The 22735-nt window shown below is 67.6% G+C and carries 25 protein-coding genes; 4 read left to right on the forward strand and 21 right to left on the reverse strand.

The genetic code is table 11. The features are described 5' to 3' along the window. The 11 genes from atpD to ACE3OK_RS01135 form a co-directional block, all read right to left on the reverse strand. Positions 1–1407: a F0F1 ATP synthase subunit beta gene (gene atpD, locus ACE3OK_RS01085; protein WP_374247665.1), complete on the reverse strand. Its 1407-nt coding sequence runs from the start codon at positions 1405–1407 to the stop codon at positions 1–3. 53 nt (positions 1408–1460) lie between these two features. Then, positions 1461–2324, reverse strand: a complete 864-nt coding sequence (atpG, locus tag ACE3OK_RS01090) for a F0F1 ATP synthase subunit gamma (protein WP_374247666.1) — start codon at positions 2322–2324, stop codon at positions 1461–1463. 115 nt (positions 2325–2439) lie between these two features. Next, positions 2440–3990 (reverse strand): F0F1 ATP synthase subunit alpha, encoded by a 1551-nt coding sequence (atpA, locus tag ACE3OK_RS01095; RefSeq protein ID WP_374247890.1) that lies wholly within the window; start codon positions 3988–3990, stop codon positions 2440–2442. 60 nt (positions 3991–4050) lie between these two features. Next, positions 4051–4578, reverse strand: a complete 528-nt coding sequence (locus ACE3OK_RS01100; protein WP_374247667.1) for a F0F1 ATP synthase subunit delta — start codon at positions 4576–4578, stop codon at positions 4051–4053. A gap of 10 nt (positions 4579–4588) precedes the next feature. Then, the gene (locus ACE3OK_RS01105) at positions 4589–5062 is read right to left on the reverse strand and encodes a F0F1 ATP synthase subunit B (RefSeq protein ID WP_374247668.1); all 474 of its coding nucleotides are present in this window, start codon (positions 5060–5062) and stop codon (positions 4589–4591) included. Between the two features lie 128 nt (positions 5063–5190). Further along, positions 5191–5469, reverse strand: a complete 279-nt coding sequence (gene atpE, locus ACE3OK_RS01110) for a F0F1 ATP synthase subunit C (protein ID WP_374247669.1) — start codon at positions 5467–5469, stop codon at positions 5191–5193. 81 nt (positions 5470–5550) lie between these two features. Beyond that, a complete protein-coding gene (gene atpB / locus ACE3OK_RS01115) occupies positions 5551–6393 on the reverse strand; it encodes a F0F1 ATP synthase subunit A (RefSeq protein ID WP_374247892.1) in 843 nt (280 codons plus the stop codon). Positions 6394–6404: 11 nt separating this feature from the next. Then, positions 6405–6800, reverse strand: coding sequence for an ATP synthase subunit I (locus tag ACE3OK_RS01120; protein WP_374247670.1), 396 nt, complete (start codon positions 6798–6800; stop codon positions 6405–6407). A 271-nt stretch (positions 6801–7071) separates the two neighbouring features. After that, the gene (gene lpdA / locus ACE3OK_RS01125) at positions 7072–8847 is read right to left on the reverse strand and encodes a dihydrolipoyl dehydrogenase (protein WP_374247671.1); all 1776 of its coding nucleotides are present in this window, start codon (positions 8845–8847) and stop codon (positions 7072–7074) included. Between the two features lie 11 nt (positions 8848–8858). Next, on the reverse strand, positions 8859–10226 hold the full coding sequence (aceF, locus tag ACE3OK_RS01130) for a dihydrolipoyllysine-residue acetyltransferase (protein ID WP_374247672.1): 1368 nt from the start codon (positions 10224–10226) through the stop codon (positions 8859–8861). A 171-nt stretch (positions 10227–10397) separates the two neighbouring features. After that, a complete protein-coding gene (locus tag ACE3OK_RS01135) occupies positions 10398–11291 on the reverse strand; it encodes a DMT family transporter (protein ID WP_374247673.1) in 894 nt (297 codons plus the stop codon). A 48-nt stretch (positions 11292–11339) separates the two neighbouring features. Between ACE3OK_RS01135 and ACE3OK_RS01140 the strand changes: the two genes are divergently transcribed. Then, on the forward strand, positions 11340–11822 hold the full coding sequence (locus tag ACE3OK_RS01140; RefSeq protein ID WP_374247893.1) for a YajQ family cyclic di-GMP-binding protein: 483 nt from the start codon (positions 11340–11342) through the stop codon (positions 11820–11822). A gap of 65 nt (positions 11823–11887) precedes the next feature. Here ACE3OK_RS01140 and ACE3OK_RS01145 read toward each other — a convergent pair whose 3' ends face one another. The 4 genes from ACE3OK_RS01145 to ACE3OK_RS01160 form a co-directional block, all read right to left on the reverse strand. Next, the gene (locus tag ACE3OK_RS01145; protein ID WP_374247674.1) at positions 11888–12751 is read right to left on the reverse strand and encodes a hypothetical protein; all 864 of its coding nucleotides are present in this window, start codon (positions 12749–12751) and stop codon (positions 11888–11890) included. Positions 12752–12851: 100 nt separating this feature from the next. Beyond that, the gene (locus tag ACE3OK_RS01150; protein ID WP_374247675.1) at positions 12852–13526 is read right to left on the reverse strand and encodes an HAD family hydrolase; all 675 of its coding nucleotides are present in this window, start codon (positions 13524–13526) and stop codon (positions 12852–12854) included. Then, complete coding sequence (locus ACE3OK_RS01155; protein WP_374247676.1) at positions 13523–14233, reverse strand: pseudouridine synthase; 711 nt, start codon at positions 14231–14233, stop codon at positions 13523–13525. The genes ACE3OK_RS01150 and ACE3OK_RS01155 overlap by 4 nt, the downstream gene beginning before the upstream one ends. Then, positions 14230–15270, reverse strand: a complete 1041-nt coding sequence (locus ACE3OK_RS01160) for a class I SAM-dependent methyltransferase (RefSeq protein WP_374247677.1) — start codon at positions 15268–15270, stop codon at positions 14230–14232. Before ACE3OK_RS01160 ends, ACE3OK_RS01155 begins: the two co-directional genes overlap by 4 nt. 146 nt (positions 15271–15416) lie before the next feature. Between ACE3OK_RS01160 and ACE3OK_RS01165 the strand changes: the two genes are divergently transcribed. Beyond that, complete coding sequence (locus ACE3OK_RS01165; RefSeq protein WP_374247678.1) at positions 15417–15941, forward strand: redoxin domain-containing protein; 525 nt, start codon at positions 15417–15419, stop codon at positions 15939–15941. A 4-nt stretch (positions 15942–15945) separates the two neighbouring features. On the opposite strand, the gene ACE3OK_RS01170 is transcribed toward ACE3OK_RS01165, so the two are convergent. Next, on the reverse strand, positions 15946–17829 hold the full coding sequence (locus ACE3OK_RS01170; RefSeq protein WP_374247679.1) for an ATP-binding cassette domain-containing protein: 1884 nt from the start codon (positions 17827–17829) through the stop codon (positions 15946–15948). A gap of 195 nt (positions 17830–18024) precedes the next feature. Here ACE3OK_RS01170 and ACE3OK_RS01175 point away from each other — a divergent pair, with 195 nt between their 5' ends. After that, a complete protein-coding gene (locus ACE3OK_RS01175) occupies positions 18025–18219 on the forward strand; it encodes a hypothetical protein (protein WP_374247680.1) in 195 nt (64 codons plus the stop codon). Positions 18220–18271: 52 nt separating this feature from the next. After that, positions 18272–18613: a PDZ domain-containing protein gene (locus tag ACE3OK_RS01180; protein WP_374247681.1), complete on the forward strand. Its 342-nt coding sequence runs from the start codon at positions 18272–18274 to the stop codon at positions 18611–18613. On the opposite strand, the gene ACE3OK_RS01185 is transcribed toward ACE3OK_RS01180, so the two are convergent. The 5 genes from ACE3OK_RS01185 to ACE3OK_RS01205 form a co-directional block, all read right to left on the reverse strand. Next, complete coding sequence (locus tag ACE3OK_RS01185) at positions 18564–19229, reverse strand: ACP phosphodiesterase (RefSeq protein WP_374247682.1); 666 nt, start codon at positions 19227–19229, stop codon at positions 18564–18566. The two genes, ACE3OK_RS01180 and ACE3OK_RS01185, sit on opposite strands and share 50 nt — an antisense overlap. 68 nt (positions 19230–19297) lie before the next feature. Further along, positions 19298–19666, reverse strand: coding sequence for a hypothetical protein (locus ACE3OK_RS01190; RefSeq protein WP_374247683.1), 369 nt, complete (start codon positions 19664–19666; stop codon positions 19298–19300). A gap of 23 nt (positions 19667–19689) precedes the next feature. Further along, complete coding sequence (locus ACE3OK_RS01195; protein WP_374247684.1) at positions 19690–20478, reverse strand: LytR/AlgR family response regulator transcription factor; 789 nt, start codon at positions 20476–20478, stop codon at positions 19690–19692. Next, a complete protein-coding gene (locus ACE3OK_RS01200) occupies positions 20471–21718 on the reverse strand; it encodes a sensor histidine kinase (protein WP_374247685.1) in 1248 nt (415 codons plus the stop codon). Before ACE3OK_RS01200 ends, ACE3OK_RS01195 begins: the two co-directional genes overlap by 8 nt. 123 nt (positions 21719–21841) lie before the next feature. After that, positions 21842–22690, reverse strand: coding sequence for a DNA ligase (locus tag ACE3OK_RS01205; RefSeq protein WP_374247686.1), 849 nt, complete (start codon positions 22688–22690; stop codon positions 21842–21844). Positions 22691–22735: the final 45 nt, after the last annotated feature.

Below are 22735 nucleotides of genomic sequence, written 5' to 3' on the forward strand. Positions count from 1 at the left end.
TTAAGCCGCGATCTTCTTGGCCTTCTCGACCGCTTCATCGATCGAGCCGACCATGTAGAACGCCTGCTCCGGCAGGTGGTCGTACTCGCCGTCCACGATGCCCTTGAAGCCGCGGATGGTGTCCTTCAGCGGCACGTACTTGCCCTTCGAACCGGTGAACACTTCGGCCACGGTGAACGGCTGGCTGAAGAAACGCTCGATCTTGCGCGCGCGGGCCACGGCCAGCTTGTCTTCTTCCGACAACTCGTCCATGCCCAGGATCGCGATGATGTCCTTCAGTTCCTTGTACTTCTGCAAGGTCTGCTGCACGCGGCGCGCGGTCTCGTAGTGCTCGTTGCCGATCACGTTCGGGTCCAGCTGGCGCGAGGTCGAGTCGAGCGGGTCCACCGCCGGGTAGATACCCAGCGAGGCGATGTTGCGGCTCAGCACCACGGTGGCATCGAGGTGGGCGAAGGTGGTCGCCGGCGACGGGTCGGTCAGGTCGTCCGCGGGCACGTACACGGCCTGAATCGAGGTGATCGAACCGGTCTTGGTGGAGGTGATGCGTTCCTGCAGCACGCCCATTTCCTCGGCCAGGGTCGGCTGGTAGCCCACCGCCGACGGCATGCGGCCCAGCAGCGCCGACACTTCGGTACCGGCCAGGGTGTAGCGGTAGATGTTGTCCACGAACAGCAGCACGTCGCGGCCTTCGTCACGGAAGTACTCGGCCATGGTCAGGCCGGTCAGCGCGACGCGCAGGCGGTTGCCCGGCGGCTCGTTCATCTGGCCGTACACCATCGCCACCTTGGACTTGGCGTGCTCGGCCACGTTGACGACGCCCGACTCCTGCATCTCGTGGTAGAAGTCGTTGCCCTCGCGGGTGCGCTCGCCCACGCCGGCGAACACCGACAGGCCGCTGTGCTCGGTGGCGATGTTGTTGATGAGCTCCATCATGTTGACGGTCTTGCCCACGCCGGCACCGCCGAACAGGCCGACCTTGCCGCCCTTCGCAAACGGGCACATCAGGTCGATCACCTTGATGCCGGTTTCCAGCAGCTCGGTGGTGCTGGCCTGATCTTCGTAGCTTGGCGCGGCGCGGTGGATTTCCCAGGTGGTGTCGCTGGCGACCGGGCCGGCTTCGTCGATCGGGTTGCCCAGCACGTCCATGATGCGGCCCAGCGTGCCGATGCCCACCGGCACCGAAATGGCGCGGCCGGTGTTCTCGGCGAGCAGGTTGCGCTTCAAGCCATCGGTGGAACCCAGTGCGATGCAACGCACCACGCCATCGCCCAGCTGCTGCTGCACTTCCAGCGTGATCTCGGTGTTCTGCACCTTCAGCGCGTCGTACACCTTCGGCACGCTTGCGCGCGGGAATTCGACGTCGACGACGGCGCCGATGATCTGTACGACCTTGCCCTGGTTGCTCATTTGGGTAGCTCCGGTTAACTCTTGAATGCTGTTGGGTGGCTTGCGCCCGTTCGTCAAACGGCAGCCGCGCCGCCGACGATTTCCGAAATTTCTTGCGTGATCGCCGCCTGCCGCGCCTTGTTGTAGACGAGGTTCAGGGTGTCGATCAGTTTGTTGGCGTTGTCGCTCGCGGCCTTCATCGCAACCATGCGTGCGGCATGTTCGGAGGCCACGTTTTCCATCACCGCCTGGTACACCAGCGACTCGATGTAGCGGGTCAGCACGTGCTCCAGAACGGTCTCCGCATCGGGCTCGTACAGGTAGTCCCACTCATGGCGGGCCACCTGCGCGTCCGATGCCGGCAACGGCAGCAACTGGTCGAAGGTGGCCTTCTGCGTCATGGTGTTGACGAAGTCGTTGTAGGCCAGGAACACCTTGTCGACGCTGCCGTCGGTGTAGGCATCCAGCATCACCTTGATGACGCCGACCAACTGTTCCACCTTCGGGGTGTCACCCAGATGGGTCACCGAGGCCAGCATGCCGACCTTGACCCGACGGAAGAACACCGAGGCCTTCTGGCCGATGGTGACCACGTCGACTTCGATGCCCTGCTCCTGCAGCGCCCGGAACTCGACCAGCAGCTTGCGGAACATGTTGTTGTTCAGGCCGCCGGCCAGGCCGCGGTCCGACGACACCACGATGTAGCCGACGCGCTTGATGTCGGCGCGCTGCACCAGATACGGGTGCCGATACTCGGAGTTCGCCTGCGCCAGGTGGCCGATCAGCTGCTTCATCGCCCGCGCGTACGGACGCGACTGCTTCATCCGCTCCTGCGCCTTGCGGATCTTGGAGGCCGAGACCATTTCGAGCGCGCGCGTCACCTTGCGGGTGTTCTGCACGCTCTTGATCTTCGTCTTGATTTCGCGTCCGCCTGCCATGTCTCTTTCCCGTTGAGCGGAGCATGCCCCGCTTCCCGATCATCCTGTAGAGCGGAGCGTGCCCCGCTGCTTTTGCGTGAAACGGAGCAAGCCCCGCCCTGCGGCATCGACTGCCTTACCAGCTGCCGGTCGCCTTGAAGTCCTCGATGCCCTTCTTGAACGCGGCTTCGATGTCATCGTTCCAGTCGCCGCTGGCATCGATATTGGCCACCAGCGCAGCGGCGGTGTTGGCGAAGTGCGCCTGCAGGCCGGCTTCGAACGCCAGGATCTTGCCGACCGGTACGTCGTCCATGTAGCCCTTGTCCACCGCGTAGATCGACAGCGCCTGTTCGGCCACCGACATCGGCGCGTACTGCTTCTGCTTCATCAGCTCGGTGACGCGTTGGCCGCGCTCCAGCTGCTTGCGGGTGGCGTCGTCCAGGTCGGAGGCGAACTGCGCGAACGCCGCCAGCTCGCGGTACTGCGCCAGCGCGATGCGGATGCCGCCCGACAGCTTCTTCATGATCTTGGTCTGCGCCGCGCCGCCCACGCGCGACACCGAGATACCGGCGTTCACGGCCGGGCGGATACCGGCGTTGAACAGGTCGGTTTCGAGGAAGATCTGGCCGTCGGTGATCGAGATCACGTTGGTCGGCACGAACGCCGACACGTCACCGGCCTGGGTCTCGATGATCGGCAGCGCGGTCAGCGAACCGGTCTTGCCCTTCACCGCGCCGTCGGTGAACTTCTCGACATAGTCCTCGGACACGCGCGCGGCGCGCTCCAGCAGGCGGCTGTGCAGGTAGAACACGTCGCCCGGGTAGGCTTCGCGGCCCGGTGGGCGGCGCAGCAGCAGCGAAATCTGGCGGTAGGCCACGGCCTGCTTGGACAGATCGTCGTAGATGATCAGCGCGTCTTCGCCGCGGTCGCGGAAGTACTCGCCCATCGCGCAGCCGGAGTAGGCGCTGATGTACTGCATCGCCGCCGATTCGGAGGCCGACGCGGCCACCACGGTGGTGTAGGCCATCGCGCCGTACTGCTCGAGCTTGCGCACGATGTTGGCGATCGTCGAATTCTTCTGGCCGATCGCCACGTAGATGCAGCGGATGCCGGAATGCTTCTGGTTGATGATCGCATCGATCGCCAGCGCGGTCTTGCCGGTCTGGCGGTCGCCGATGATCAGCTCGCGCTGGCCACGGCCGATCGGGATCATGCTGTCCACCGACTTGTAGCCGGTCTGCACCGGCTGGCTCACCGACTTGCGCCAGATCACGCCGGGGGCAATGGTTTCCACCGGCGAGCTGGTCTTGGCGTCGATCGGGCCCTTGCCGTCGATCGGCTCGCCCAGCGCATTGACCACGCGGCCCAGCAGCTCGGGGCCGGTCGGCACCGACAGGATCTGCCCGGTGGTGCGCGCGGTATCGCCTTCGCGCAGGTGTTCGTAATCACCCAGCACCACGGCGCCGACCGAGTCGCGCTCCAGGTTCAGCGCCAACGCGGTGGTGCCGCCCGGCAGTTCGATCATTTCGCCCTGCATCACGTCGGCCAGGCCGTGGATGCGCACGATGCCGTCGGACACCGAGGTCACGGTGCCTTCGTTGCGCGCCTCGGCGGCAAGCTTGACCTTCTCGATGCGGGTCTTGATCAGTTCGCTGATTTCGGACGGGTTGAGCGTGGTGGTGGCCATCTTGGTTTCCTTGGTGCCGGCGTCGCCGCCGACCGGATTCAATAAAAAATCACGAATGAATTAGTGCGCCAGCGCCGCCTGCAGGCGGCCCAGCTTGCCTTTCAGGGAGCCGTCGATGACGACATCGCCGGCATCGATCACCGCGCCACCCAGCAGGCTGGCATCCACCGCCGTCTGCACCTCGACCTCGCGACCGAAGCGCTTGCGCAGTGCCGCTTTCACGGTTTCCAGCTCGGCGTCCGACAGGTCGGTCGCGGACGTGACGCGCGCCTTGACCACGCGTTCGGCCTCGAAGCGCAGCTCGTCGAACAGGCCGGCGATTTCCGGCAGCAACGGCAGGCGACGGTTGTCGAACAGCAGACCGACGAAATTGGCGAACGTTTCACCTGCCGCATCCGGTGCCAACAGGGCCACCGCATCCGCCGGGGCCAGGCGCGGATTGCCCAGCAACCCCGCCACTTGCGGATCGGCGGCGAGACGGGCGGCGAACGCCAGTGCGTCCGACCACGCCGGCAACGCGCCGGCATCGCGCGCCACCGAGAAGGCAGCGCGGGCATAAGGACGGGCGAGGGTCAGGGCTTGGCTCACGGGCAGGTCCTCAGAGCTGGGCGGCCAGCTCGTCGATCAGCGCCTTCTGGTCGTTGGCGTTGATCTCGCGCTTGAGCAGCTTTTCGGCACCGCTGACGGCCAGGGCGGACACTTGCTTGCGCAGGTCTTCCTTGGCGCGGTTGGCGGCGGCAACGATGTCGGCTTCGGCCTGCGCCTTCTGGCGCGCGCCTTCGGCGACCGCGTCGGCCTTGGCCGCGTCGATCAACTGATTGGCGCGCTGGTGGGCCTGTTCGATGATCTCGTTGGCCTTGGCGCGGGCAGCCTTCAGCTCTTCGTTGACCTTGTCCTGTGCCTGCGCAAGGTTTTTCTGCGCGTTGTCGGCGGCGGCCAGGCCTTCTGCGATCTTCTGCTGGCGATCTTCGATCGCCTGCATCAGTGGCGGCCAGATGAACTTGACGGTGAACCAGATCAGGATCGCGAACGAAACCATCTGGCCCAGCAATGTCATGAAGGTCGGATTCATGTCGTACCTTGCGTGTCGAACAAGTGGGTATGACGCCACCTGTCAGGGCAACGCCACGGCGGCATGCCGCGGCGCGATGACTGCGGATGCGCACGCGATGACCGCGTGCGCACCGTGCACCAACCGGATCAGGCGCCGGCGGCGGCCTTGACGGCGGCCAGCAGCGGGTTGGCGAACGCGAACATCATCGCCACGCCCACGCCGATCAGGAACGCCGCGTCGATCAGGCCGGCGAGCAGGAACATGCGGCCCTGCAGCATCGGCACCAACTCCGGCTGGCGGGCGGCGGCTTCAAGGAACTTGCTGCCCATGACACCGATGCCGAGGGCGGCGCCGAGCGCACCCAGGCCGACGATGATGCCGATGGCGACGGCGGTGAAGGCCTGAACGTTGGCGAGTGCTTCCATGGTGGATCTCCGAGTTGCTTGCTTGCGGTGAAAAGAAAAGTGACGCGAGGGACGTGTGGAACGAAAACCTTGGAACGCGGATCAGTGATGCTCGTGCGCCATCGCCAGGTAGACGACGGTGAGCACCATGAAGATGAAGGCCTGCAGCAGGATGATCAGGATGTGGAAGATCGCCCACACCGACTGGAACACCACGCCCGGCAGGAAGGTAGCCCAGGACATGAACAGGCCGGCGATCAGCATGAACACCAATTCGCCCGCGTACATGTTGCCGAACAACCGCATGCCCAGGCTCACCGGCTTGGACAGGTACTCCACCAGGTTCAGGAACAGGTTCGGCCCGGCCAGCACCACCTTGCCGATCACGCCATGCGCATGGAACGGCGCGGTGAACAGCTCCTTGGTGAAGCCCCAGCCACCCTTGACCTTGATCGAGTAGAAGATGATCAGCAGGAACACGGTGATCGACAGCGCAAAGGTGGTATTGACGTCGGCGGTGGGCACCATGCGCAGGAAGGTGTGGTGCGCGGTTTCCTCGCCGGCGGCCGCGGTGATCAGCGCGGACGGAATATCCAGCGGCAGCAGGTCCATGGTGTTCATGAACACCACCCAGACGAAGATGGTCAGCGCCAGCGGGGCGATGAAGCGGCGATCGCCATGAAAGGTGTCCTTCACCTGCGAATCGACGAACTCGACCACCAACTCCACGAAAGCCTGCCCCTTGGAGGGCACGCCGGAGGTTGCCTTGCGGGCATAGGCCCACAGCCACAGGCAGGCGGACAGCCCCAGCACCAGCGCGATCACCCACGAGTCCAGGTGGAAGCCGGCATCGCCGGCCACGGTCGCGGTGTTGTGGGTGAGGTGATGGACGATGTAGCCGGTCAGGCCACCGCCGGTTTCGCCACCCTCGGGCGACAAGCCCATTGCTTCCAGGATCACGCGTTCGTCCTCGTCGTACTGCGCTGCGTCACGAATCTCATCGAAACCACGAAAGCCGCCGCGGCCAATGCCGCCCCGGCCAGCACCGGCACTGCCGGCAATGTCCAGACCGCCATCGCCAGATACAGCCCGGCGAGGACGACCGCCCACTTCACCGCCGTTCCCAGCAGCAGGCGAGCCAGTGCCACACCGGCACCCGCCACCCCACCGCCGAACGCCCCCCAGGCCGCCAACAGGCTGCCCAGCACCAGCGCCCCGCCACCGGCCAGTACCGCCAAGGCGGTGTCCGGGCCAAGCATCAAGCAGGCCACGGAGGTCGCCAGCACGGTGGCAGCCTGAAAGGCCACCACCCGCAGCGCCATCCGCCAACCCGCAGCAGCGGAGTTCAGCACGCGGATATTCCCAACAAAATCAGCCGGTTCCGGCCCGTTGCCGCAAGCATGGGGCAAACCACCCTGCGAAGCCGCCGAATTATAGCAGGCGTTATTTCCCCCCGGCAACCGTCAAAAGCTGGCAAGACCTCGATGGAACTCCCGCGCGCGCATGCGGTCACACCTTTCGCACCCGCTTCCTTCCTCGTCGATCCCCGGCGGGTGCCGAAGCCCCGGCCCTTCCCCGGCCGGGGCTTCCTTTTGGGCGATCCGCCGGGAAACAGGGACCGTTTTACCTTTTCTTCGGGATGTACAGGTCGGTGATGCTGCCGTCGTAGACCTCCGCCGCCATGCCCACCGACTCGCCCAGCGTGGGGTGCGGGTGGATGGTGTGGCCGATGTCGTGCACCTCGCAGCCCATCTCGATGGCCAGCGCGACCTCCGAGATCAGCTCGCCCGCGTGCACCCCCACGATCCCGCCACCGATCACGCGGTGGGTGGCCTCGTCGAACAGCAGCTTGGTGAAGCCCTCCGTGCGTGACAGGCCGATCGCACGCCCCGAGGCCGCCCACGGGAACTTGCCGACGCCGACCTTCAGCCCTTTGGCCTTCGCCTCGGTTTCGGTCACGCCGACCCACGCGATCTCCGGATCGGTATAGGCCACCGACGGGATCACCCGCGCCACCCATTCCTTCTTCTCGCCCGCCGCGACTTCCGCCGCGAGCTTGCCCTCGTGCGTGGCCTTGTGCGCCAGCATCGGCTGGCCGACCAGATCGCCGATGGCGAAGATGTGCCGGACATTCGTGCGCATCTGCGCATCCACCGGGATCAGCCCGCGCTCGCCGACGCGCACGCCGGCCTTGTCGGCATCGAGCTTGCCGCCGTTGGCGCTGCGGCCCACCGCCACCAGCACGCGGTCGAACAGCTTGCCGTCGGGAATGGACTCGCCCTCGAACGTGCAGGCGATGCCGTTCTTTTGCGCCTTGGCCTCGACCACCTTGGTCTTGAGATGGATCGCCACGCCCTGCTTTTTCAGGCGCTCGGACAGTGGCTTGACCAGATCGGCGTCGGCCCCAGGGATCAGCTGCGGCATGAACTCGACCACGGTGACTTCCGCACCCAGCGCGCGATAGACCGTCGCCATTTCCAGCCCGATGATGCCGCCGCCGACGACCAGCAGCTTTTTCGGCACCTCGGCGAGGTTCAGCGCATCGGTGGAGTCCATGATGCGCGGATCGCCCCACGGGAACGACGGCAGCTTCACCGGCTGGCTGCCCGCGGCGATGATGCAGTGGGCGAAGCGCAGCAACTGCGTCTTGCCGTCGGCATCGGCGATTTCCAGCTCGTTGGCGGAGACGAACTTCGCCACGCCCTGCACGGTGCGCACCTTGCGCTGCTTGGCCATGCCGGCCAGGCCCTTGGTGAGCTGGCCGACGACCTTGTCCTTGTACTCGCGCAGCTTGTCGATGCTGATCTTCGGCTTGCCGAAATCCACGCCGTAGTCGCTGGCGTGCGCGGCCTGCTCGATCACGTCGGCGGCGTGCAGCAATGCCTTCGACGGGATGCAGCCGACGTTGAGGCAGACACCGCCCAGGCTGGGGTAGCGCTCGACCAGTACGGTATCGAGGCCGAGGTCGGCGCTGCGGAACGCGGCGGTATAGCCCCCGGGACCGGCGCCGATCACCACCATGCCGCATTCGATGTCGGCCTGACGACCGGAGGCAGAAGCGGCCTGCGGTGCCGGAGCTGCCGCAGGCTTCGCCACAGCAGCAGGTGCCGGCGATGCCGCAGGCGCAGGTGCAGATGCCGCCGGCGCGGATTTTTCCGCCACTGCCGTCTCGATCACCGCGATCACCGCGCCTTCCGACACGCTATCGCCCAGCTTGACCTTGAACGCCTTGATGATGCCATCCACGCCCGCCGGCACTTCCATCGTGGCCTTGTCGGACTCCAGCGTGACCAAACCCTGATCTTTGCCGACGGTATCGCCCACCGCCGCCAGCACTTCGATCACCGGCACGCTGCCGTGGCCGCCAATATCGGGAACCTTGCATTCGAACTCAGCCATGCGCCTTCTCCTTACAGCATGGCCCGACGCAGGTCGGCCAGCAGTTGTCCCAGATAGGTGGTGAAGCGGGCCGCGGCAGCACCATCGATCACCCGGTGGTCATAGCTCAGCGACAGCGGCAGCATGAGCTTGGGCTGGAACGCCTTGCCGTCCCAGACCGGCTTGATCTCGGACTTGGACACGCCAAGGATCGCCACCTCCGGCGCATTGATGATCGGGGTGAACTTGGTGCCGCCGATGCCGCCCAGTGAGCTGATGGTGAAGCAGCCGCCCTGCATCTGCTCGGGCTTGAGCTTGCCGTCGCGCGCCAATGCGGCCAACTCGCCCATCTCGCGGGCGATCTGGGCCACGCCCTTCTGGTCGGCGTCGCGCAGCACCGGCACCACCAGCCCGTTCGGGGTGTCGGCGGCGAAACCGATGTGGAAATACTGCTTGAGGACGAGGTTGTCGCCGTCCAGCGAGGCGTTGAAAGTCGGGAATTTCTGCAACGCCGCCACGCAGGCCTTGATCAGGAAGGCCAGCATGGTCAGCTTGCCGGCCTTGCCCGCCGCAATCGCCTTGGCGCTTTCGTTGTTGAACGCCACGCGCAGTTCTTCCAGCGCGGTGATGTCGGCCTCGTCGTGCTGGGTGACGTGCGGAATCATCGCCCAGTTGCGCGCGAGGTTGGCCCCGGAAATCTTCTGGATGCGCGACAGCGGCCTGGTTTCGATGGCGCCGAACTTGGCGAAATCCACTTTCGGCCACGGGATGAGGTTGAGCCCGCCGCCAGCGCCGGAAGCCGCCACCGGCGCGGCGATGCCGCCGGCCAGCGCCGCCTTGACGAATTTCTGCACGTCTTCCCTGGAGATACGGCCGCCGCGCTCGCTGCCGCTGACCTGCGCAAGATCCACGCCCAGCTCGCGCGCGAACAGTCGCACCGCCGGGCTGGCGTAGGGCACCTTGGCCGGCAGCACCGCGTCGGCCTCGAAGCGCATCGGCGGGATGCCGGGCTGGCCGGGTTCGGCCACCGGCGCCAATGCCGGCACCGGGGCACCGCTTTCGACCAGCATCGGTGCCGGTGCCGGCGCGGCCTTTGGCGCTTCGGTGGCAGGTGCTGGCGCGGGGGCTGGTGCGGCCGGTGCGGCGACAGGCGCGGCATCGGCAGCTTCGATGATCGCCACCACCGCGTCCACGGACACGGCATCGCCCAGCTTGACCCTCAACTCCCTGATCACCCCGGCAAACGGCGCGGGCACTTCCATGGTCGCCTTGTCGGACTCCAGCGTCACCAGGCCCTGGTCCTTGGCCACGGTATCGCCGGACTTCACCAGCAGCTCGATGACCGGCACATCGCCATGCCCGCCGATATCGGGGACGCGCGCTTCCTTCAGTTCGGCCATGGCCGTCGCTCCTGAGACTGGAAAAACGCCATGGGAACACATCCCGATGCCCACCACAATCATGCGGAAGCAGGAATTTTCGTATTACCCGGATTTTTCAAGAAAACTGCAACAAACCTATCCTTCCACCGACTCACGAGCCGCAGCAAGCCCGTTCTACCCCCACCAAAATCAAGGATGTTCGGCTTCCAGATGCGCCCTGCCCTTCTCGCGACGCAGCAGATACAGGCCGCTGCCCATGATGATGGCGGCACCCAGCCAGGTGAAGGCGTCCGGCAACACACCCCACAGCGCCAGGTCCAACGCCACCCCCCAGACCAGCGCCGAGTATTCCAGGGGTGCGATCAACGACGCTTCTCCCTGCCGGAACGCCTCGGTGATCGCATATTGCCCCAGCGTGCCGACCACGCCGATCGCCGCCACCACGCCCACGTGCTCCGCACGCAGTGGCTGCCACGCCGGCCACGCCAGGATGCCTGCGCCCAGTGCCATCAGCGCCAGCAGCCACACCACCATGGCCTGGTTGGAGTCGCTGCGCGCCAGCACCCGCACCGTGATCGCCGAGACCGCGTACGCCAGTGCCGCTCCCAGCACGGCCACACCCGCCCATGACAGCATTCCCGCGCCGGTGGGGCGCAGCACCACCAACACGCCCAGCAAGCCCACCGCAATGGCCGTCCACCGCCGCGGCCCCACTTTTTCGCCCAGGAACGGCACCGAGAGCGCGGTGATCAGCAACGGGGCGACGAAAAAGATCGCGTATGCGGTGGACAGCGGCAGCCGCTTCAATGCGTACACGAAGCTGGCCATCATTCCCACGCCCAACACGCCGCGCAGCAGGTGCAGCGGCCAGCGCACCCGCAGCAACGATCGCCAACCCACCGTCCACACCGCCCAGCCCAGCACCAACGGCAACGAGGACACGCCGCGCAAGGCCGCCACCTGGAACGGCGGGTAATGCGCCGCCAGGGTCTTCAGCCCCGCATCCATCAGGGCGAACAGGGCGACGGCGGCCAGCATCAGCCAGACGGCGCGGGACGAAGACGCATGCGGATCGGACGGCATCCGGCCAGCATGCGGTACCCTGCGCGTTTCGTCACCCTGCCGATCGCCATGCCCTCTTTCGATATCGTCTCCGAAGTCGACACCCACGAACTCACCAACGCGGTGGACCAGGCCAGCCGCGAGCTGACCACCCGCTTCGATTTCAAGGGCGTGGATGCCACGTTCGTGCGCGAGGACAACGTCATCACCCAGTCCGCGCCCAGCGATTTCCAGCTGCAGCAGATGACCGACATCCTGCGCGCGCGGCTGATCGCGCGGAAGATCGACATGCGCTGCCTGGAGTTCGGCGACATCGACACCAACCTGGCCGGCGCGCGCCAGAAGATCACGGTGAAACAAGGCATCGAGCGCGAACTGGCGAAGAAGATCCAGGCCGCGCTCAAGGATGCCAAGCTGAAAGTGGACTCGCAGATCAACGGCGACAAGCTGCGCGTCACCGGCAAGAAGCGCGATGACCTGCAGGCGGCGATGGCGCTGCTGCGTGGGCAGGAATTCGAACTGCCGTTGCAGTTCGACAATTTCCGCGACTGAGCAACCCTCTTGCCATCAGGCCATGCGCGCCATCGACCGCGCGCATGGCCTGCAGCGTGCCGGCATCAATCGCCGACCATCCGCAACCCGATGATGAAGGTGCCATCTTCGACGTTGGACACCATCCCGGACACGTTCAAATGCACCGTGGTCGGGTTTTTCATGAACTTGTCGGCCAGCGCCGGCGTGAACCCGTAGCCGCTGATCAGGCTCTGCTTGCTGACAAGGCCGCCCCGGCACACCGCCGTGTGGCCGGCAGAGGTGGACAGGGGGTAGTTCGGCAGCACTACGTAGGGCGTGTCGTCGAACATCAGCGAGCTGGTGGTGAAGCTGCCGTTGAAGGGCTGTCCGGTGTTCGGGTTGATCAGGCCGGGGTCCTGCAGGACGGGGTTGTCGATCGTGGCCGTATAGATGGAACGCACCCTTGCCGCCACCGGCGCGGCCCCGCCATTGATCGTGAAATAGATCTGCTGCCGCTCCGCCAGCCAGTGGCACAACAAGGAATTGGCCGCCGATCCCGGCAACTGGATCTGCAACAGGTCGTTGTAGCGGAACGTGGTGGTGCCGGTGGGCGCGCTGATCGTCGTGCAGGGCATTGACGGATCGCCGCCGCTCCAGCTGTTGCAGTCCGTGGACACGCCGAAGACCGCCTGCTTGGCGCCCAGCCAACGTACATTGCGGCCGAAGGAATCCGCATCCCCCACATCCGCCGCGGTGACGCGGGCCGCGCCATTGCCGCCGCGTGCATTGCCGGAGATCGCAGCCGCCGCCGATGGCCGCGATGCCGGCACCGCGGCGGCGGCGGGCGGGGCCGGATTGACGGTGGCCACGGGTACGTCGCCAGACCACGGGTGGTTGGCGGCATAGGCCACCAGTCCCGTCAGCGCCAGGGCTGCGGCGAGGGCGACAAGCAGGGTCTTGCGTTGCATGGTCCGGTTTCCATGGGTGGGTGTACCGGAATAAAGCGCAGAAGGGGCGCAAAAGCGGACACGCGACCGATGCTCCGGCCGATGCGGCACCCGGCGGGCGTCACCAGCAGGCGCGCAGCAACGCCTGCACCTCGTCCAGCGACGCGACGATGCGGTGGCCCAGCGCGCGGGTGGCCGCGTCCGGAGCCAACAGGTCCGGCACCTGCACCGGCGTCATCCCGGCCGCCAGCGCGGCACGCACACCCGGCGGCGAATCCTCCAGCACCACGCAGTGCGCGGGTGCGACGCCCAGCCGCTGCGCCGCCAGCAGGTAGACATCCGGCGCCGGCTTGGGGTGCTCCACGTCGCTGCTGGTGCAGACCGCATCGAAATACGACAGCAGCCCCGCCGCCTGCAATTTGCGCAGGGCCAGCGGGTTGCGGGTGGAGGTCCCCACCGCGCGCGGCACACGCGCGGCAACCAGCCATCGCAGCAGCGGCACGATGCCGGGACGATGCGGCACCCCGGCATCCACCACCGCGTCGTACAACGTGCGTGCGCGCGCCTGCACGGCATCGCTGCCTGGCTTGCCGATCCGCGCCTCCAGCAGGGCGCGCGAATGCGCATCGCTGCCACCCACCATCTGCAGCCACAACGACTGCGGCAGGCGATGCGCCTGCTCGCGCGCTGCTTGCGCCAGGCAATCGGTGAACGCGCGCTCGCTGTCCAGCATCAACCCGTCCATGTCGAACAGCACCGCCGCCGGCTGGAACGGCAGCGCCGCGACTGCGCTCACGCCGCGTTCGTCGCAAACAGCAGGGCGCGCGCCGATTCGTCCAGTGCGTGCCAGTGCCCGGCCGGCAGGTCGCCCAGCGCCAGCCCGCCGATCCGTTCGCGGTGCAATGCGGCGACATGGTTGCCTGCCGCCGCGAACATCCGCCGCACCTGGTGGTAGCGGCCTTCGTGCAGGGTCAAGCGCGCGCTGCGTGGTGACAGCACGTCCAGCTGCGCCGGCAGCAACGGGGTTTTCTCGCCGTCCAGCAGCAGCGTGCCACTGGCGAACAACGCCGCCTCGTCGCCGCGCAGGTCGTCTGCCAGCGTCGCCACATAGACTTTCGGAAGGTTGGACCTGGGGGCGATGATCCGGTGCAGCAGCTGGCCGTCGTCGGTGAGCAGCAGCAAGCCGGAGGTGTCACGGTCCAGCCGGCCCACCGTTGAAAGCGCGGGGCTGCGCAGGCGGTAGCGCGGCGGCAGCAGGTCGAACACCACCCGCCCCGGGTCCTTGGTGGAACAGGTGTAACCGGTCGGCTTGTGCAGCACCAGCAGCAGGCCGGGCGGCGGATCGAGTGGCTCGCCGTCGATGCGCACGTCGTCGTGATCCAGTGGATCATCCGCGTACAGCACCTCGCCGGCGGCGTTGGTGATGCGGCCTTCGCGGAACAACCACTGCACCTCCCTGCGGCTGCCATAGCCGAGGTTGGCGATGTGCTTGACCAGTTTCATGCCTTCACCGCATGCACGATCTTGAAACCGCCGTTCTGCGCCACCTCGTGCAATCGCGCGAAACCCGCGCCCAGCGCTTCTTCATAAGGCAGATGGCGGTTGGCCACCAGCCACAGGCTGCCGCGCGGCCTGAGCGCGGCGGCGGCGGCGGCGATGAAGGCACGGCCGATGTCCGGGCGCTCGCCGCGGCCCAGCGCATGGAACGGCGGATTGCAGACGATGGCATCGAAGTGCGCGGCCACCCCGGACTCGACATCCTGCCAATGAAAATCGACGGGCACCCGGGCACCGGCGAGATTCTGCCGCGCCAAGGCCAATGCACGGTCATCCGCTTCGAACACATCCAGCGATGCCACCTGCGGGCATCGCGCCAGCACCTGCTGCGACAGGTAGCCCCAGCCGGCACCGAAATCGGCCACCTGCCCGCGCAGATCCGCTGGCAACGCCGCCGCCAGCATGCGTGACGCGGCATCCACGCGATCCCAGGCAAACACCCCGGGACGGCTGAGGAACCCGCCCCCCGGCACCTCCTCGCAGGCAACCCGGCGCGGCACATCCAGCGACCGCCAGCGCGCCACCAGCTCCGCATCGAATGCCGCATCCGGCCGCGTCCAGAACACCCGGCAGTGATGCTTGCTGAGCGTGGCCACGCCACCGGCCAGTTGCTTCAATTCGGCCTCGCGTGTCTTCGCGCCTTCGTCATTGGCCACCGCCGCCAACACCACGCCCCCCGCCGCCACCGCTGCACAGGCCTTGGCCAGCAGCGCCCGCGCCTCCTCGCGCTGGCGCGGCGGCAACACCAGCACCAGCGGAAACTGCGCACACGGCAGCGCATCTTCATCCAGCAACGTGATGCCCTGCCGTTGCAGCCGCGCCGCCTCCGGCCGGAACCCCTGCGTCGCCACGAAAGGCTTTCCCTGCACACCGCCGGACATCCGGGCACGCAGGAACAAGGCCCCGTCCGGCCAGTGCAACAGGCCTTGGGTGAACGGGTGCAGGAGGGCGTCGAGGGTGCTGTCGCGGGTCTGTAAACTCATCCGCGCAGTGTAGCGATGCGATGCCCGGCAGGCGATCAAGCGTCCCCGCGCCACCCGCCTCGGCCGTTGCATCCGCCATCGCATCCACATCGGGTTTGCGGAGACGAACAAGACTCCCGACCTTGTCACCCCCCAGGGAGAGCGTCATGACCGACCCCACCCGGATCGCCCCCGAACTGCTGGTATCACGATGGTTCAACACGCCCGTGCCGCTGTCGCTGGCCGCGTTGCGCGGCCGGGTGGTGGTGATCGAGGCGTTCCAGATGCTGTGCCCCGGCTGCGTCTCGCACGGGCTGCCGCAGGCGCAGCGGGTGCGGCAGGTGTTCGCGCGCGAAGACGTGGAAGTGATCGGCCTGCACACCGTGTTCGAACACCATGCGGCGATGACGCCGGTGGCGCTGGAGGCGTTCCTGCACGAGTACCGGATCGGCTTCCCGGTGGGCGTGGATGCACCGTCGGAGGCTGGCCCGATCCCGCGCACCATGGCCGCCTACGGCATGCGCGGCACCCCCACGCTGCTGCTGGTCGACCGTGCCGGCCGCCTGCGCCAGCACCACTTCGGGCAGGTGGAGGATCTGCTGCTGGGCGCGCAGATCGCGATGTTGGCGGCCGAACCGATGACGGCCATCGCCAGCGGCGCGGCCTGCGGCGTGGACGGCAACTGCGCCTGACGGCTCAGCCGTCCAACGCTTCCCAGCGGGCGTAGGCGGCGTCCAGTTCGGCCTGCTGCGCGGCCAGTTCCGCATTCGCGCGCTGCTGGGCGGCGGCGTCCTGTTTGTAGAAGGCGGCATCCTGCATGGCGGCGCTGCGCGCGGCGATGTCGGTTTCCAGCTGTTCGATTTTTGCCGGCAGCAGTTCCAGCTCGCGCTGGTCCTTGTAGCTGAGTTTCTTCTTCGCGGGCACTGGCGCTGGCGCTGACGCGGCTGGCGCGGTTGGCGTTGCCGGCACCGCAGGTGAAGCCGCGACCGATGCCTGCGCCTGCGGCGCGGGTCTTTGCCGCAGCCAGTCGGTGTAGCCGCCGACGTAGTCGCCCAGCCGGCCGTCGCCTTCCAGCGCCAGCGTGCTGGTCACCACGTTGTCGAGGAAATCGCGGTCGTGGCTGACCAGCAGCAGGGTGCCGGAGTAGTCCAGCAGCAGCTCCTCCAGCAGCTCGAGCGTTTCCACGTCGAGGTCGTTGGTGGGTTCATCCATCACCAGCAGGTTGGACGGCTGCGCGAACAGCCGTGCCAGCAGCAGGCGGTTGCGTTCGCCGCCGGACAAGCGGGTGATCGGCGCGCGCGCGCGCTCCGGCGAGAACAGGAATTCCTGCAGGTAGCCGATGATGTGCTTGCGGCTGCCGTTGATCTCCACGAAGTCGCGCCCGCCGGCCACGTTCTCCAGGGCGCTGCGGGTTTCGTCGAGCTGGCTGCGGTGCTGGTCGAAATAGGCGATCTGCAGGTTGGTGCCCATCGCCACGCTACCCGCATCCGGCGTGAGCTCGCCCAGCAGGATCTTCAGCAGGGTCGACTTGCCGGAGCCGTTGGGACCGATGATGCCGACCTTGTCGCCACGCAGGATCGTGGTGGAGGCGTCGCGCAGGATGACCCGGTCGCCGAAGGCAAGCGATACGTCGGTCATCTCGATGACCTTCTTGCCGGAGGCCTGCGCGCTGGCAGCCTCCATCTTCACCTTGCCGGTGAGTTCGCGGCGCGCGGCGCGCTCGCGGCGCATCGCCTTGAGCGCGGTCACGCGGCCTTCGTTGCGGGTGCGGCGGGCCTTGATGCCCTGCCGGATCCATACTTCCTCCTGCGCCAGCAGCTTGTCGAAGCGCGCGTTCTCCTGCGCCTGCGCGTGCAGGCGCTCCTCGCGCCGGCGCAGGTAGTTGTCGTAGTCGCCCGGCCAGCTGGTCACCTGGCCGCGGTCGATCTCGACGATGCGGGTGGCCAGCGCGCGCAGGAAGCTGCGGTCGTGGGTGACGAAGACAATGCTGCCGGCGAACGCCTTGAGGAAGCCTTCCAGCCAGTCGATCGCCTCGATGTCGAGGTGGTTGGTGGGCTCGTCCAGCAGCAGGATGTCGGGCGCGCGCACCAGTGCCTGCGCCAGCAGGACGCGCCGCTTCATGCCGCCGGACAGGGCGGCGAAATCGGCGTCGCCGGGCAGCTCCAGCCGCTCCAGCACTTGCGTGACCCGACGATCCAGGTCCCAGCCGTGCTGCGCTTCGATCTGCGCCTGCGCCGCCGCCATCGCATCCATGTCGCCGTCGTGCACGGCGTGGTGGAAGCGCGCCAGCAGCGCGCCCAGGTCGCCCAGCCCGGCGGCCACCACGTCGAACACGCTGCCGTGGGTGTCCTGCGGCACTTCCTGCGCCATCCGCGCCACCACCACGCCGCCTTGCACGCGCAACTCGCCGTCGTCGGGCTTGATGTCGCTGGCCATCAGCCGCATCAGGGTGGACTTGCCGGCACCGTTGCGGCCGACGATGCAGACCCGTTCGCCGGGCTCGATGGTGAGGTTGACCTGCTCGAGCAACAGCGGGCCGCCGACGCCGTAGTCGGCGTTCTGGAATTGGAGAAGAGGCATCCGCGTAGTTTACGTGGCCTTGCCGCCCGCACGACGCCAGCCCCATGGCCCGCCCCCAGCGGGGCCCACCCTGCCGTGGTGGCGTTCAACCTGAACAAATGCCGACAGCCGAGGCAGGCATGACTTCCGGCGCATGTCGAACTCTGATTGGTGTTGTACTTTACTAACACACCAATTCAGGAGGCAGTCATGAACATGTCCACGATCCGAATCGCCCCGTCCACCAGCATCAACGAGCGTCGCAAGGCCCCCCGCAGCCCGGCCGAGGCGAATTTCCAGCCGCGCCAGAGCGGCGAGCGCGAGTTCGGCATCGGCTATGGCCGCAGCAGCGGTTATGCCCGGGTTCGCAGCTATGTCAGCTCGCAGCCGGCCTTCTTCCGCTGCCGCTGACGCCCGAAAGCCGCTATCGTTCCACCCCTTCGTCCATCCAAGAAGCCCGCCAATGAAGAACACGCTGTTTGCCGCAACGGCTTTTGCCATGCTGGCCTTGCCGCTCACCAGCCATGCCGGCAATTGCAAGCTGGACATCAACCCGGTGACCAGTGGCTTTTTCCTCAATCCGACACTGGACAAGATGACCGTCCGCTCGATCCGATCGGTCAAGCCGGGGTTTGATTGCAAGCTGCAACAGGGTGACGAGATCGTGCAGATCAACACCCAGCCGATACGGGGCCAGAAAGCCAGGACCGTGCAGGCCTACTGGAAAAGCCTGAAGCAGGATCAGGCGGTGACCTTCAAGGTACTGCGCCACGGCAAGCCGATGACACTGGTGCTGGAAGACTGAGCGCGGCGGCTTCGCGGCAGGCGGATGGGGGCGGTGGATCGCGCATCCGCACTGCGGCCCGCAGGAGATCCGGGAAGAACACCTCGAACGTCGCCTGCACGTGCGCCTCGTCCGCGCGCAGCCGGTCGAGGCAGGCCGCCAGCCGGTCGCCATTGCGCGAAAGCCGGGTCGAGATGCCGCGCACCGCGGCGTCCACGCTCTCGCGCCGGGCATACGAGCCCAGCCAGTCATGCGCGGCCATGCGCGGTGCCAGCGCCGCCAGGCGTGGCGGCAGCATCGCCTGCCGCTCCGCCAGAATGCGATAGACCCGATCGGTGAAGGCGTCCAGCGGGGTCGCGTCCCAGCGCGCCCAGTCCCGCGCCAGGCAGTGGTCGAAATACACGTCCAGCACGATGCCGGCGTAGCGGCGCAGGTCGCCGAAGCGCGTGCGCGTGGCCACCACCGCGGGATGGTCGTCGGTGTAGCGGTCGATCCGCCGGTGCCGCACGATTTCCGCGCGCACCGCCGGCGGCCAATCCTCCAGGGCGCTCTGGCCGAACACGAAGTCGCCCAGCAGGGCGCCCAGTATCGCGTCGTCCGAGTGCCGCGCCAGCCAGGCGTGGGCGAGGTAGTTCATGCGCCGATGGTAGTCGGCGCGCCGGGCATCCGCGCGCGGGGCGCGGCCCCGGGACCGCGCGGTGGCGGTCAGCGGGTCGTGCGCGCGCCCACCGGCTGGCAGTCCGGTCCCAGCGCGGTGTCGTCGGTGCCCACGCACAGCCGGAACCCGCCCAGCCCGGCGATCTGGCGGCTGTCGCCGCGGGCCACCGCGAACCGCTGGATCGGCGCCAGCGCGCAGTCCTGACGGCTGCCGCAGGCATCGGGATACAGGGTGTAATGGCACCAGCCGCTGTCGCTGGCCCGGCAGTCGAAGCGGGCCACGCCGTCCTGCACGCGCGCCTTGCTGGCCAGCACGTCGTGGCCGCCGTCGGCGATGCGGTTGGTGTAGGTGGTGCCGCCCAGCGAGCAGCCGCCGAGGGCCAGCAGGAACTGCAGCAGCGCGACGAACTTGGTCATCCCGAGATCGAACATGGTGGGCCTCACATGTGCTTGAACAGGGCCATGAAGGGCTGGCTGACCACCAGCGTCTCCGGGCGGTGCCTGAGCCGGACCGTGCCGCGCCCGCTGTCGTCGCGGACGATCCCGGCGATGGCCTTGAGGTTGACGATGGTGGAGCGGTGGATCTGCTTGAACGTGTTGCCGTCGAGCCGCGGCAGCAGTTCGCGCAGGGAGCTGCGCAGCAGCGCCTCGCCTTCGGCGGTGACCACGGTGGTGTACTTCTGGTCGGCGCGGAAATACAGCACGTCGTCGACCAGCACCAGCCGTGTTTCACGACCGGCGCTGGCGGTCAGCCAGGTCAGCGGCTCCACCGCGCCGGCGGCCCTGGGCAGCGCGCCCAGCTTGTCCAGCAACGTCGCCAGCGCCGCCGCGTCGGGCTGCGCCTCGCGCGCCTGCAGGCGTTCCAGGGTGGCGGCGAGGCGCTCGGGCTTGACCGGCTTGAGCAGGTAGTCGACGGCGCCGTGTTCGAAGGCGTCGATGGCGTACTGGTCGTAGGCGGTGACGAACACGATGTGGGTGCGCGGACTGGCTTCGGTGGCGATGCGCGCCACCTCCAGCCCGGTCAGGCCGGGCATGCGGATGTCGAGGAAGGCGACGTCGGGCTGGTGCTCGGCCAGCGCTTCCACCGCGCTGGCACCGTCCTCGCATTCGGCCAGCACCTGCAGGCCAGGCCAGGCGCGCCGGAGTTCGGCCACCAGCGCCTGCCGCAGCAGGGCTTCGTCCTCGGCGACGACGCAGGTCCAGGGCCTGGCGGGCGCGGTCTCAGTCATGGCGGACTCCGTTGGATGGCACCGTGATGGTGGCGGCCACGCCGCTGGGGAAGTTGGCGATCACCGACAGGTTGGCCTCGCCGGCGTAGCGCAGGCGCAACCGCTCGCGCACGTTCTTCAGGCCGATGCCGGTGCCGCTGGTCTGGGTGTTGAAGCCTTCGCCGTCGTCGGCCACCGTCACCGCGATCTTGCCGTCGTCGTCGCGGCGTGCGCGGATCCACACGGTGCCGCCGCCGGTGCGGGGTTCCAGGCCGTGCTTGATCGCGTTCTCCACCAGCGTCTGCAGCATCATCGCCGGCAGCGGGGTGGCGCGCAGCGCCTGCTGCACGTCCACCTGCACGCCAAGCCGATCGCCCATGCGGATCTTGAGGATCTCCAGATAGGCCAGCGCGCGTTCCAACTCCATGCCCAGCGTGGACATGTCGTCCTCGGCGTTCGGCAGCGAGCGGCGCAGGTACTGGATCAGGTGGCCCAGCATCGCTTCGGCGCGGGCCGGGTCGCTGCGGGTGAGCAGCTGGGCGCTGGCCAGCGTGTTGTAGAGGAAGTGCGGTTCCACCTGCGCGTGAAGCAGGTGCAGCTTGGCCTCGGTGAGTTCCTTTTCGGTCGCGGTCTGCGCGGCGCTGGCCTGCTCGCTGCGGCGACGGTCGCCGATGCGGCGGGTGATCGCACGGGCGATGGCTTCGGCGTTCTCGAAGTTGGTGCCGTCGTCGACCAGGAACCAGTCGCTCCAGGCGGGGCTTTCCGGCTCGCAGATCAAGGTGACGCGGCCGCTGTCGCCGGCCGGTGTGACCGTGGCCTGCAGCTGGTTGTGGTCGGGCGCGAACCACAGCAGCGGGTTCCAGCGCCGCAGCGGCGGCTCGCCGTACAGGTGCGGGCGCGCGATCTTCGCCCGCACCTGCAGGCTGTCGCGCGCGGCCTGCACGCCCTCGGCGCCCGGCAGCCCGCGCACCGCGGCCTCGACCAGGTCGAAGGCTTCGCCGGCTTCCAGCGGGATTTCGATGACGCGCTTCTGGCGGTTGTCGAGCGTCTCGTTGTCCACGCGCCCGGCGATCAGCCGCACCCGGTGCAGGTGCGAGAACGCGCCGGCGATCACCAGCCCCATCGTGAACATCGAGAACAGGACGGCCGGGAACTCCAGCTGGCCGATCAACGGCAGGCTGGAGTAGACGCCGACCACCAGCATCACCGCGAGGCCCCAGGCAACGGTGATGCGCAGCAGGAAGAACAGTCGCTTGAACATGTCGGCAGGCGTGTGGGGAAGGTGGCAGCGAGCATAGCCGCGCGCCACGGCGATGGAAGCCGGCCTGCGACGAAGCCGCACCATGGCCGACGAAGCCGCAGCAGTCCGCCACCAGCGCTGCGATCAGTGGGGCGAGCGCACCCGCAGGTAGCGGGCGAAGCGCGGCGTGCCCTTGGCGGTCAGGCCGTCGTAGCGGTAGGTGACCACGCTGCCCGGTCGCGGTGGATGCAGGCGATCGGTGTCGGACAGCCCGCTGCCCAGCGCAAATGTCCGGCCGCGCGCGTCTTCCACCAGCAGGGCACCGACCAGCCCTGCGTATTTGCCGTTGCCGGGGCGGTAGCCGACCACCCGCGCTTCCGCATCGGCGGCCGGTTTGTACTTCAGCAGGTCGTCGCTGCGCCCGCCGCGATAGTGCGCATCCACGCGATGCAACACCAGGCCCTCCCCGCCACCGGCCACCACCGCGCGCAATCGCGCATCCAGCACGGCCCGGCTGTCCAATCGCTGCTGGGTGATGGCCAGCAGATGCGGCGCATGGGTGGATGCCACCAGCGCCTGCAGGCGCGCCGCGCGCTGGCCGAAGACGCCGGGATCGGCTGGCAGATCGAACGCCATGAAGCGCACCGACTTCCACGCGGCATCGTCCGGCCGCAGGGCACGCACCAGATCGCTGATCTGCTGGAACCGGCTGCGCGCAATCCACAGCTCGCCATCGAGCGCCTGCGCGGGCCAGCCGGCGGTGAACCAGGCGGGGGCACCGATGGGGTCGCCGTTGCGGGTCAGCAATTGCCGGCCATCCCAGCGGGCGCGCACGCCGTCGAGTTTTTCGCTGACCAGATAACCGGCCACGTCGATATCACCTTGCAGGCGCGTGGCCAGCATTGGCGCGGGGGCAAGCGTGGCCCAGGCGGGCGCGGGCGTGCAGCAGGCGGCTGGCAGCAACAGGGCAAGCAGGGCGGTGCGCAGGTCCATGGCGATTCCAATGCAGGCGGGAGGCCAGCATCCCGCCACCGCAGC

It is taken from the genome of Thermomonas sp. (assembly GCF_041905325.1).
Classification (GTDB): domain Bacteria; phylum Pseudomonadota; class Gammaproteobacteria; order Xanthomonadales; family Xanthomonadaceae; genus Thermomonas.